The 12,136-nt window shown below is 61.9% G+C and carries 11 protein-coding genes; 2 read left to right on the top strand and 9 right to left on the bottom strand.

The window, feature by feature from the left end; translation table 11 throughout:
- Window positions 1-498: 498 nt before the first annotated feature.
- The gene (locus AC6CH8_RS19730; protein WP_498191978.1) at window positions 499-1,077 is read left to right on the top strand and encodes an endonuclease domain-containing protein; all 579 of its coding nucleotides are present in this window, start codon (window positions 499-501) and stop codon (window positions 1,075-1,077) included.
- Window positions 1,078-1,305: 228 nt separating this feature from the next.
- Here AC6CH8_RS19730 and AC6CH8_RS19725 read toward each other — a convergent pair whose 3' ends face one another.
- The 4 genes from AC6CH8_RS19725 to AC6CH8_RS19710 form a co-directional block, all read right to left on the bottom strand.
- Window positions 1,306-1,404, bottom strand: coding sequence for a 30S ribosomal protein bS22 (locus AC6CH8_RS19725; RefSeq protein ID WP_003792170.1), 99 nt, complete (start codon window positions 1,402-1,404; stop codon window positions 1,306-1,308).
- Window positions 1,405-1,569: 165 nt separating this feature from the next.
- Entirely contained in the window at window positions 1,570-1,782 is a 213-nt protein-coding gene (locus tag AC6CH8_RS19720; RefSeq protein ID WP_017199160.1) for a helix-turn-helix domain-containing protein, read from the bottom strand.
- Between the two features lie 164 nt (window positions 1,783-1,946).
- Complete coding sequence (locus AC6CH8_RS19715) at window positions 1,947-3,095, bottom strand: 3-deoxy-7-phosphoheptulonate synthase (protein ID WP_498191977.1); 1,149 nt, start codon at window positions 3,093-3,095, stop codon at window positions 1,947-1,949.
- A 220-nt stretch (window positions 3,096-3,315) separates the two neighbouring features.
- Entirely contained in the window at window positions 3,316-4,335 is a 1,020-nt protein-coding gene (locus tag AC6CH8_RS19710; RefSeq protein WP_498191984.1) for an acetylxylan esterase, read from the bottom strand.
- A 264-nt stretch (window positions 4,336-4,599) separates the two neighbouring features.
- Between AC6CH8_RS19710 and AC6CH8_RS19705 the strand changes: the two genes are divergently transcribed.
- Window positions 4,600-6,657 carry a DUF6807 family protein gene (locus AC6CH8_RS19705; protein ID WP_498191976.1) on the top strand — a complete coding sequence of 686 codons (2,058 nt, stop codon included), beginning with the start codon at window positions 4,600-4,602 and terminating at the stop codon, window positions 6,655-6,657.
- 111 nt (window positions 6,658-6,768) lie between these two features.
- On the opposite strand, the gene AC6CH8_RS19700 is transcribed toward AC6CH8_RS19705, so the two are convergent.
- From AC6CH8_RS19700 to AC6CH8_RS19680, 5 genes are read right to left on the bottom strand one after another with little or no spacing between them, the layout of a single operon-like run.
- On the bottom strand, window positions 6,769-8,043 hold the full coding sequence (locus tag AC6CH8_RS19700; protein ID WP_498191975.1) for an MFS transporter: 1,275 nt from the start codon (window positions 8,041-8,043) through the stop codon (window positions 6,769-6,771).
- Between the two features lie 37 nt (window positions 8,044-8,080).
- Complete coding sequence (locus AC6CH8_RS19695; RefSeq protein WP_498191983.1) at window positions 8,081-8,722, bottom strand: Poxvirus protein I5; 642 nt, start codon at window positions 8,720-8,722, stop codon at window positions 8,081-8,083.
- A gap of 21 nt (window positions 8,723-8,743) precedes the next feature.
- On the bottom strand, window positions 8,744-9,667 hold the full coding sequence (locus tag AC6CH8_RS19690; RefSeq protein ID WP_178995170.1) for a carbohydrate ABC transporter permease: 924 nt from the start codon (window positions 9,665-9,667) through the stop codon (window positions 8,744-8,746).
- Window positions 9,664-10,617 carry a carbohydrate ABC transporter permease gene (locus AC6CH8_RS19685; RefSeq protein ID WP_498191974.1) on the bottom strand — a complete coding sequence of 318 codons (954 nt, stop codon included), beginning with the start codon at window positions 10,615-10,617 and terminating at the stop codon, window positions 9,664-9,666. The genes AC6CH8_RS19690 and AC6CH8_RS19685 overlap by 4 nt, the downstream gene beginning before the upstream one ends.
- Window positions 10,618-10,666: 49 nt before the next feature.
- Window positions 10,667-11,953, bottom strand: a complete 1,287-nt coding sequence (locus tag AC6CH8_RS19680; RefSeq protein WP_091470467.1) for an ABC transporter substrate-binding protein — start codon at window positions 11,951-11,953, stop codon at window positions 10,667-10,669.
- Between the last annotated feature and the right edge of the window lie 183 nt (window positions 11,954-12,136).

Below are 12,136 nucleotides of genomic sequence, written 5' to 3'. Positions count from 1 at the left end.
CCCTCTCTCACATCCCTCGCGCTTAAATCCAACCTTCTCTCACATCCTGCGTGGACCTCGATCAGCCTGTGGATAACTTCCGACGGCTCAAGGGTTTCTGGGCAAGAATGCCGGTATGCAGAATGCCGCACCACTTCCTCCCCGACTGACCGCCGCACCCTTCACCCTCGACGAGGCCGAGGCTGCAGGCCTAAAACGGTCGCGCTTATGGAACGCGCCAACATCGACGGGGTCAGCCGTGGCGTTTATCGGCCTTCCGATTGGGATTTCGAGCTGTCGGCGGCTGCAAGATCGCTGTCAGCTGCAACTCCCGGGGCATGGATTTCCCATGTAACCGCTGCCCGGATTCATGGCACATTTCTCCCACCCTGGTTATCAGATTCCAACGAATTGCACCTCAGTAAGCCCAGGCAGCTCCCCTCAGTGCGGCGTAAGGGAGTGATCGGACATACGGTAGTAGCCTCCGCGGATGAGATCGAGTACGTACAAGGCATCTGGATGAGCACTCGGTCGCGGACCTGGTTGGATCTCGCGCGACGCCTGCCGCTTCCCGACCTCGTCTGCATGGGTGACCAGCTCATTCGCACTCCCAGGCCGGAGTTCGAAGAATGCGAGACTGCTTTCACCACACTTGAGGCTCTTCGCGATTTGGTGGGCCGACACAAGAATCTGCAGGGCGTTGTTCGGGCAAGAGAAGCACTCGACCTCATGCGGGTGGGCGCCGATTCCGCACCCGAGTCGCTGCTCCGCTTGGCGATGTTGGACGCGGGAATTCCCGAACCGGAACTGCAGGTGCAGCTCCGACAGAATGATCCGTTCTCCCCGTCCGCGGACCTGGGCTTTCGTGCTCGGCGAGTAGCCCTCCAGTACGACGGCGGTCATCACCACGAGCGGGAACAAATATTCAGCGATCGGCGGCGCGACAAAGCATTCGAAGCAGCAGGCTGGACGGTCCTCAAATTTGGCAAGAATGACTTGGCAGACAACTTTTCGGCGGCCACGCAGAAGATCAAAAGCGCTCTGCGATCAGCATGGCAGGATCCGGCGGTCAGCGCGGGCTTTTCCCGAGGGACCTGAGAGAGCATCCCCACCAAACCCGAGGGACATGAAAGAGCGACCCCACCAAACCCGAGGGACATGAAAGAGCCCCCACCAAACCCGAGGGACATGAAAGAGCATCCCCACCAAACCCGAGGGACATGAAAGAGCGACCCCACCAAACCCGAGGGACGTGAGAGAGCGTTGGGATGCAAAAATGCCCGCCACCTCGAGAGGCAACGGGCATTCACGCTTGATGAAGTATCTCTACTTCTTATTGCGGCGCTGGTGGCGAGTCTTACGAAGCAGCTTGCGGTGCTTCTTCTTGGCCATACGCTTGCGGCGCTTCTTAATAACTGAACCCACGAAAGTTCCTTACAAACTAGAAGTTCCTGTCTGTTGGAACAGATCCGCGGAAGCAGACAAGTACAACTGACAGATTCTTACATTGACGTAAAACGTTCCTTAACAGAGTACCGCTTCAAAGGGGCACCCTATGACCACGGTCCGCGGGACGGACTCATGAAACCCTCAGGCGGTCTCGGATTGCCCGTCCACCACGGCACCTTTGAGGTACTGGGCGACGGCCTCTTCAGGAACCCGGAAGGAACGGCCGAACCTTACGGCGGGCATTTCCCCTGAGTGGACCAAGCGATACACGGTCATTTTGGAAACACGCAGGACATCGGCCACCTCGGCCACCGTCATGAAACGCGCATTCGAGAAGTTAGTCTCCGCGGACATTTCCCATATTCCTTTGCTCTCAGACAGTAGGACACCCCCAGTGGAACGGTGTGCCGATGCTGAGCCATCAAACAACCATGTGCTAGATACTCTAGAGGCTGATGGTGCCAATGTGAAAGAGCCTCCAGTAACTTGGGGACAACCCCACGCTCGGGCTACCGGATCTACGCCGCAACCACCGCACGACGCTTCCGTGCCGACGCTGCGAGCTGCTCCAACACGGAGGCCGTCACATCCCATTCCATGCAGGCATCCGTGACGCTCTGGCCGTAAACAAGCTCCTGCTCCCCCGCGAGCTGCTTGGCCACATCCAGGTTCTGCGCCCCTCCCACCAGGAAGCTCTCCAGCATGACGCCGGCAATCGGCGAGGTTTCCCCCGCTTCGAGCTGCGCCCCGATTTCCAGTGCAACCTCGGCCTGCCGGTGATGGCTCTTGCCACTGTTGGCGTGGCTGGCATCCACGATCAAGCGCGGGTTCAGCCCCTTCGCTGCGAGCTTGGATGACGCAGCTGCCACATCGGCAGCGGAGTAGTTGGGACCCTTGCGTCCGCCGCGGAGGATCACGTGGGTGTCCGGGTTGCCTGAGGTCGCTACGAGAGCCGCGCGGCCGTCGTCGTCGATTCCCAGGAAGGCCTGCTCAGCGGCGGAGGCACCGCAAGCGTCGATGGCCACCTGGAGATCGCCGTCGGTTCCGTTCTTGAAGCCGATAGGCATGGACAGCCCGGATGCGAGCTGGCGATGGATCTGGCTCTCCGTGGTGCGCGCGCCGATCGCGCCCCACGAGACGAGGTCAGCCATGTACTGCGGGCTGATGGGCTCCAGGAATTCGGTGGCAGTGGGCAAACCCAATGCGGTGACCTGCTTCAGGAATCCGCGGGCTGCGCGCAGGCCCGCGGCGATGTCGTGGCTGCCGTCCAGGTGGGGATCGTTGATGAGACCCTTCCAGCCAACAGTGGTGCGCGGCTTTTCGAAGTAGGTCCGCATGACGATCAGCAGGTCTTCTTTGTGCTTCTCGGCCTGGCTGACCAACCGGCGGGCGTATTCGAGACCAGCCTTGGGATCGTGGATGGAGCACGGGCCAACGATCACCAGGAGGCGATCGTCCACGCCGTCCATGATGGCGCGGACCTGGTCGCGGCCACGGTCGACGACGGCAGCCGAGCGGCCGTCGAGCGGCAACTCGGCGATGAGGTCCTGCGGGGCGGGAAGCGGCTCGAATCGGGCAACCCGCAGATTGGAGGTAGTGGGCTGAGCAGCGGCTCCGGATTCAGCGGAGTCGAGCGATGCGGTGGGTTCTGCGGCGATGCTGGTCATTTCTGGGTCCTGTTCCGGGATGCGGAGCGGGCCCCTTTTCAGAACCCGCCGGATATGGCGAAGGGCAGAGAATAATCTCTGCCCTGTTGGCTCTGAAGGAAAGTTGGATGCGTGTCAGTTAGACGCGGGCCCCTCCAGAGCCAACGAAAAATACGCATACCAACGCTTAGTCATAGCCACACCATAACCGCGGTTCTTCACAGCAGGCAAATCGCGCCCATCAAGATGACAGCAGTTTGCGCAGGAACTGCAACTGCTTGATCCAGTGGTGCTCCTGCCCGCCCTCGTGGTTGTTGAAACGGTAGACCTCAATGTCCTTCTCAGGCGCACCGCCTTGTCCTGGTGAGCCGGTGCCGTAGCTGTTGAAGCTGGCGAACACCGTTGACGGAGGGCAGATATCGTCCATCTGCGCAGCGGAGAACAGCGCCGGGACCGTGGCCGCGCGGCCCAGGTGGACGCCGTCGAAGTAGTTCAGGACGGCCAGCATGGGCTCATACTTTTCGCGGTGCCGTCCCAAAAATCCCGCGATCTCGGGGTACGGGCCACGGGGAGTGATGTCGATCGCGCGAGCGAAGTCCTGCAGGAACGGGACGTCGGGCAGCGCGGCGATAACGCCGTCGAGCCTTCCGGCCGTCAGCCCGGCAGCAGCAACAGTGATGCCGCCACCTTGGCTGACGCCGGTCAGCACCACCTTGGAAGGGTCGACGGCGGGATGGTTCTGTGCCGCTTCTACCGCGCGGAAGGCGTCCACGTAGACCCGACGGAAGTAGTAGTTGTCCTGGTGATCGGCACCCCGGGTCATGAGTCCGGCGTAGTTGATGCCACCGGCGGACGGGTGCGGATCCGGAGTGTCGCCGGCAACGCCACCGTAGCCTTGTCCGCGCGTGTCCATGATGAAGTGCACGTAGCCTGCCTGCGCCCACCGGGTGTTCTGGTTGACCAGGCCCCTGCCACCGGAGTAGCCGATGTACTCCACAACCACGGGAAGCTGCTCCCCTGGTTCAAGCTGCGCGGGTACGTGTAGCCAGCCCTTGATGCGGCCTCCCCCGAAGCCGGAGAAAGTGACATCGAACGTGTTGATCACACTGAGGTAGTTGTCCACCGGCTCAAATACCGCATCGAGCGGGAGTGCGCGGGCATCTGCGATGGTGCGGTCCCAGAACTCCTCGAAGTCACCTGGTGCAGTTGCTGTGGAGGTGTAGGTGCGGAGCTGATCAAGGGGAAGGTCAAAGAGGGGCATGGTCCATTCCGGTTCAGGTGGGTCTGACTGGGCAGATTCAGGCTGGGGGCTGTCGCGTCCACTAGTGGACATCCTACGTCATCTGAATCCTACAATTTGTAGCTGCTTGAATCGTTACATATTGAGGGTGATAGAGCTAAACTGAACATAGCCGATCGCGGGAAAGCGCTTGCTGAGGTGTAGCGTAATCCCGCCCGAGCACTTTTGTGAAGACCCCGACGACTACGTCACGCGCCGTCGTCGCCGCGCCAGCCTAGGAGAGCAATGGACACCCAGTCCGCCAGTAGTCCAACACCCTTCGCGACTGCCGCTGCCACCGGGACCGCCCCTGCCAGGATCGCCCTCGTGGGGGTTCACGGTTTCGGCACACACCATTTGCGGAACCTCGACCGGCTCAGCAGCCAAGGCAAAGTGAACCTTGTAGCCGTGGCCGACCCGAATCCCCCGGCACCCGGAGATCTGCCCGCGACAGCAGCCGTCCATACGAACCTGGACGAGCTGCTGGCCGGCGAGCATCGTCCGGATGTCATCATCGTGGCAACCCCCATTCAGACCCATGCTCCGTTAGCCCTATCTGTGCTCGCCGCAAAGGCGGATTTGTATTTGGAGAAGCCCCCCGTTGCCTCTATGAGCGACTTCCTCCGTCTCCAGGAAGCGGCGGGACAGGCTGGCCGCAGTGTCCAAATCGGTTTCCAAAGCCTCGGATCCCGCGCCCTCGCTGCATTGCAAAAACTGGCGGGCGGGGAATCCTCGGAAGAGCTACCAAGCATCGGCAACCTGAAGGGTATAACTGCTACGGGCCGTTGGGTCCGGGATCGTGCCTACTACAAGCGCTCCCGCTGGGCAGGCAAACGCAGCCTCGACGGCGTGGATGTGGTTGATGGCGTCGCCACCAATCCGTTGGCCCACGCAATCGCCACGGCGCTCCGCATCGCCGGAGCGCGGGAAGCGAAAGACCTCGCGTCTGTGGAGACGGATCTTTACCGCGCGAACGATATCGAAGCGGACGACACCTCTGTGATCCGCTTGCGCACCATTGGCGGTTTGCCCATCACGTGCGCCCTCACCCTCTGCGCCACTGAATCCGTGGAACCCTACGTCACACTCCACGGAACGGAAGGTTCGGCGGTATTCCACTACACAGAAGACCGCGTAACAGTCCACACGGAGGCGGGCGAAACCTCTCACACCTTCGGACGGGACGACCTCACGGAGAACCTTCTCCAGCACCTGTCCAAGGGCACGCCGCTGCTAAGCCCCCTCGATCACAGCGGCGCGTTCATGCGGGTTTTGGAAGCTATCCGCACGGCCGTGGCACCCGCGTTGATTCCCGGGGAATACGTCGAATGGGTAGGAACAGGCGAGCAAGCCCACGCGGTGATCCCGAACATCGAGGACATCCTGGAACGCGCCACCCGATCCCATGCCACCTTCTCCGAACTGGGGCTTCCTTGGGCGCGGCCGACCACCGCAGGCGCCGAAGCACTCTTCTCCCCCGACGCCACCCCGACCGACGCCGCTGCACTTCCCACCGCAGTCCTCCGCTCCGGAAGCAACCTCGAGCCCGGCCTCTCCCCGCGGCCTTACTTGCACCCGGTGTCCACACCAGCCGGCATCGTGGTCACGGACCACCTGCCCTCGGACCATGTGTGGCACCTCGGTGCGGGCTTCGCACTGCAGGACGTCAACGGGAGCAACTTCTGGGGCGGTCGCAGCTACCGCAGGACGCCCGGAAAGTACGTGGATTTGAAGGACCACGGCAGGATCGAGATAGCGAGTGTCGCCCGGGAAGAAGACGCCACCACGCTTGACCTCAACTGGCTCGCATCCGACGGCAGCCTCGTCCTCAACGAACGGCGCTCCCTGAGCCGCACGCTCCTGGACGCGCGCACATGGCGACTCGAGATCCAGACCCGGCTCACCGCCGTCGTGGATGTTTCCCTGGGCAGTCCCGGCTCCCATGGCGCGGCCGGGAGCGGTTACGGCGGCTTCTTCTGGCGTCTTCCAGTCAATGCTTCCTCGCGCGTCTTCTCCTCCACAGCCGAGGGCGAGCCTTCTGTTCACGGTTCCGTAGCGCCGTGGCTGGCTTGGGCGGGAGAGTTCGACGGCGGCCCGGCCACTCTGGTGTTTGGCGCACCTTCGGAGTCGGCGGACCCGTGGTTCGTGCGGTGCAGCGACTACCCGGCGGTGGGTTCTGCCTTGGCATGGGATGCCGCGGTGGAACTGGCGGCAGGGGATTCCCTCACCCGTACCAACACGGTGTGGATCAGCGACGGCACCTTGGATGTAGCGGAGATCGAGGGCTTGGTTTCAGGCAGATGAGTGCTCGCTGACGCGTTGTGAGGCCCGCCCTGCATGGTATTTGCCATGAATAGCCTGCAGAACGGGCCCCGCAACGCGAAGGCACGGTGTTTGGCAATTACCGGCGGCCCGCTAGGCGCGGCGGCGGGCCGAAAAGCGCCAGAGCAGGAAGCCAATCACGGCCGCGGACAGCATGCCCAACGCTCCCGTGACCACAAGCCCCGTGCGGACGCCGAAGTCCTCCGTGAGCCACCCGGCCAGCAAGCCACCCAAGGCATGGCCACCCAGCAGAAGCGGGAAGTACAGCGCCAGGACCCTGCCGCGCACGCTTGCCCCGGCCTCGAGCTGTACCGCAGTGGCTGCGCTCGTGAGGAACACCAGGGTCATGAAGCCCACGATTATGAGCATCACCACAAACCACTCCTGCGTGGGCATCAAGGCAGCGAGCGCTTGCGTCAGGCCGAAGAGCCCTGCACTGGCCACGATCCCCTTCCGCCCAAAGCGCTTAATCCGTGTTGCCACCAAGGCCCCTGCAAGAGCTCCCAGAGCGCTGACGGTGTTGAAGAGCCCAAAGCCGGCCGGTCCGCTATGCCACACTCCGTCCGCGAACGCCGCGAGAACAACCGGCCCGTTCATGCCGAAGGCACCCAATAAGCCCGCGAGCAGCATGGTCAACAGCAGGGGTGGGCGCGCTCGAACGAAGCGAAAACCCGCGAGGATCTGGCCTTTCCGGGCAGTGGGACCAGGCGCTTCCAAAGAATGGTGCAGCTCCCCCGGCCTGATGGACGCGATCATGACCAAGACAGATACGCCTATCAAAGCGTTGGCAGCGAAGGCCGCCGCCGGACCCGCTTGGGCAATGACCACGCCTGCCAGCGCAGGGCCAGCCATGGCTCCCAGCTGGCCTATTGCACTGTTCAGCCCGATGGCGGCGGGCAATCCTTGGTCGCCCACCACTTCATTGACGAAAACCTGCCGGGCCGGTCCATCGATGGCGCTGGTGATGCCCAAGGCAATACAGGACGCATAGACCACCCAGACGTCCGCGCCTCCCATGGCATTCCACACGGCAAGGCCGGCAGCCAGCAGCGCGGCGACGGACTGGCAGACCAGGAGGATGCGCCGTTTGGGGAAAAGATCCACCAGCACGCCGCTGATGGGACCCACCACCAACATGGGCAGGAACTGCAATGCAACGGCGAGACCTACCGCGGCCGGACTGCCCGTTAGCTGCAGCACCAGCCAATCCTGGGCGAGCCGCTGCATCCAGACGCCGCCACTCCCTACAAGGGAAAGAATGACGAAGATCCGGTAGTTGTGGTGCCTCAGTGGGTAATGCCAGCTCTCCGTGGAACGGGCACGCGACGTAGTGGATTTGGGGCGCAGTGGGAACGGGCGCGGCGACACGGAGGGTTCTGCTCGATTCGGCGGGTTGGGTCGGATCTCAACGATGGGAGCGGATTTTGATCGCAGCTGCGGCAAGGACCAGGGTCCCGGGAACGATGACGAACAGAGCCTGCAGCATCCAAACGAAGACAACAGTCATGAAAACTGCAGCAAGCAATAGCAGCGAACCTGTCCAGTCCCGCAATCCATCAGCCTTGGCCTGCGAGTAGGCAAGCGCCCATCGCTCCGGGCCGGGAACGTCGGCTGGTTGCTGGTCAGCATCGCCACTCCAGTTGACGCCACCGCTCCAATTGGCAGCGATCCGCAGGAAGAGCACTGCGCCTGCTGCAGCCAAAATCAGCGTAGCGGGCAGGATCACCGCTCGGCCGGGCAGTTGACCCACCAGGGCGAGCAACAGGTTAAGGACAATCGCGACGGCGGCTACCGCCGTCGTGATTCCCATCTTCCAGCTGCCGGGAAGCGCACGACGGAAATTCCCCCACAGGCTCCGGAGGGAATCGTCCCTCCCACTGAGGTGCCTTTCCAAGTGCGCGACGCCGGCCGCGTAGGCAGCCGGCGCCGTCACCAAGGGGACGGAGAGGAGGAGCACGATGACTCCCGCCAGGATGGTCTCGGCGAAGAGGGCAAAGCGGTTTACCGGAATCCCGGGGTTTCCCGAAGACTTGCCTGCGGCGTTCATGGTGCTCATTCTCTGTTGTCCTTAGCCTTTGAGGCCCTGCGTCGAAACGCCTTCGACGATGTAGCGCTGGAACACCAGGAAGAAGACCAGCACGGGCAGGAGCGCCAGGACAGACATGGCGATCATGGCACCGTAGTCCGAAGACTGCGTCTGGTCGACGAAGAGCCGCAGCGCGAGCGGGAGCGGGTATTTTTCGGGGGTGTTGAGGTAGAGCAGCGGGCCGAGGAAGTCATTCCAACTCCAGATGAAGGAGAAAATGGAGGTGGAAATCAGGGCCGGCTTCATCAGCGGGAGCATGATGGATCCGAAGATCCGCACGTGTCCGGCGCCGTCGATGCGGGCCGCTTCGTCGAGTTCGGCCGGGAGGCCGCGCATGAACTGGACCATGAGGAACACGAAGAACGCATCCGCGGCGAGGAACTTGCCGATCAGCAGCGGCACGTAGGTATCCACCAGGCCAAGCTGCTGGAACACGATGTACTGCGGGATGATCACCACGTGGAACGGCAGGAGCAAGGTGGCGATCATCATGCCGAAGAACAGGCCTCGGCCGGGGAAGTTGATCCGGGCGAAGGCGTAGGCGGAAATGGACGCCGACAGGACGGTTCCCACCACGGCGCCGACGGCCAGGATCAGCGAGTTGGTAAAGAACGTCAGCGTGGAGACGCCGCCGATTCCTTCCATGGCCGTAACGAAGTTGTCGAAGCTGAAGTTGTTCGACCACAACGCGTTGTTGGCGCCGCCAATCTCGGAGTTCGGTTTGAAGGACGCGGAGATCATCCAGATGGCCGGGTAGAGGACCATCGCCACCAGTCCCAAGGCAACAATGTGGAAGATTGTGCTCTTGATGCGCTTGGCCGTGGTGGACTCGGACTTCGGGTTATACACCGGTGGCGCTGATGGTTTCGTGGGAGCGGGCTGGGTGGGTGTTGCCATGGTTGTCATTTCGAATCACCGCTGTAGTGGACCCAGGACTTGGAGGTCTTGAAGAAGATCAGCGTGATGACGCCGACCACGATCACCAGGAGCCAGGCCATTGCCGAGGCGTAGCCCATCCGGAAGTCGCTGAAACCGCGCAAGTACAGGTAGAGGGTGTAGAAGAGGGTGGAACCTGCCGGGCCGCCTTCACCGTTGGAGATGATGTAGGCCGAGGCGAAGATCTGGAAAGCGTGGATGGTTTCCATGAGCAGGTTGAAGAAGATCACCGGGGAAAGCATGGGCCAGGTGATGTTCATGAACTTCCGGACCGGACCGGCACCGTCCATCGAGGCTGCTTCATAGAGGTCCGCCGGAATCTGCTTGAGGCCGGCAAGGAAGATCACCATGGGGGCACCGAACTGCCAAACGGTCAGCAGGATCATCATGGGCATAGTCATGGAAGGGTTGCCCACCCAACCCCCGAGGTTGATCCCGAAGAACGACAAGCTCTGGTCCACGGGGCCGGCGTCACCGAACATCGCCTTCCAGACAATGGCGATGGACACGGACGCGCCGATCAAGGACGGTGCGTAGAACGCGGACCGGTAGAAGCCCTGGCCCTTGCGCTTGCTGTTGAGCAACATGGCAATCGCCAAAGCGGCGGCGAGTTTCAGCGGGGTACCGAAGATGACGTAGTTCAGGGTCACGCCCACCGACTGCAGGAAACGCTCGTCCTGGAAGAGGGTGGTGTAGTTGTCCAGGCCGATCCACTTGGGAGCTTCGAAGAGGTTGTAGTTGGTGAAGGAGAGGTACAGCGAGGAAATCATCGGGCCTACGGTCAGGGCGATGAATCCGAGCAGCCAGGGCAACAGGAAGGTGTAGCCGGCGCGGGCATCCGCGCCCCGCCGCCGCGACTTGCGCGGCTGCGGGGAGGCGGACGACGACGAGCGCCTGCTCAGGGTTGGGCTTTGAGTCACGAGATCAGTCCGTCAGTCGGGAAAGCCTGGATCAGACGCATGGGTCTGATCAGGCGTTCTGCTTGATGAGGTCTTCGGCTTCCTTGAACCAGGCATCGGCTGCACCGTCCAGGGTCAGCTTGCCGTAGTTCAGTTCGGAACTGACCCGCTTGAAGGAGGCTTCAAGCGTGCCGAAACCGACGATGGGGGGCTCGGGGGCGTCCTTGAGGTACTTCTCGATGGACTTCTCGTAGTCCACCACCAGCTTGTCCGTGCCTTCGAAGGTGGTGCCGTCGCGCTGGGTCTTCGACGCCGGTACACCGCGGGAGGTCTTGAAGATCTGGCCAACCTCGGGATCGTTGACCATGAAGTCGATGAAACGGGCAGCAGCATCCTTGTACTTGGTCTTGGCGCTGGCAACCATGAGCATGGAGGGCTTGAGGAACAGGCCCAGGTTGTCCGGATCGTCAGACGGGACCGGCACAAGCTTGAGTTCCTTGGCACCGCTGTCGCCCAGGTAGCCGGCCATGAAGTTGTCCCACGTGACTTCGCTGGCAGTGACGTTGGAACCCATGGCGGACTTGGGGGCAAGCTGGGTGACCCGCTCTTCAGGAACGAGTGCGGGGGTGCCGCGAAGCTCGGCGGTAGTGTTCCACCACTTCTTGAGGTCGTCCTTGGTGAAGCCCAGCTTGCCATCATCGGTGAACGCCTGGATGTTGTTCTGGCGCAGCCAGATGTTGAACATCCACCACACCCCGGTGTAGTCAGTGCCGCCGTAGAACGCTCCGTTGCCCTTCTGTCCTACCTCGAGCATGAATGCGTTGAACTCTTTGTAGGTCCACTGTCCATCCGGCTCGGCAATGCCCAGGCTCTGGAGCTTGGCGGGATCGTAGTAAACCGCGAAGGCGTTCGTGCTGGTGGGGATGCCGTAGGTCTTGCCCCGGATCTGCCCCGAGGGGAGCAGGGACTTATCGAAGGCTTCCGTATTGATTTTCACGGTGCCCAGGTCAAGAAGCTGATTCCGCTGGCCGTAGTCGCGCAGGTAGGAAAGGTCCCACTGCATGACGTCCGGCAGGCCGCCGCCGGCAGCTTCGGTAGCGCGCTTTTGCCAATATCCAGCGAAGTCTGTGAAGTTTCCGTTCACCTTGATATCCGGGTTCTTGGACTCGAACAAGGCAATCGCCTTGCGGGTACGCTCCGCCCGGTCGTCGTTGCCCCACCAGGTGTAGTTGATGGTGACGGGGTTCTCCGCGGAGCCCGTCTGTCCCGCGGATGAGGACGGGCCACAAGCAGAGAGGAACGCGGCAGATGCAGTGCCGAGAGCCACCGTGGTGAGGAATTTCCTTCTATCGATCATGAGAGCCTCCTTGCTCAGTTGGTGCAAGCATCCAAGTTCTCTACAACGTGGCAGTGATCTCGCTTACACTCGTTCTGAATCGATACAATATCCCTAATCGCGAAAGTGGGCAAGCGTTTTCCAAAGATCGCATTTTCACCGATACGCTGCACTCATACCTTCAGTAGCATCAGTACCAGCACT

The sequence above is a fragment of the Paenarthrobacter sp. GQ52 genome (assembly GCF_059759005.1).
The sequence above is the reverse complement of the archived record's forward strand: the minus strand, read 5'-3'. Positions and strand labels throughout refer to the sequence as shown.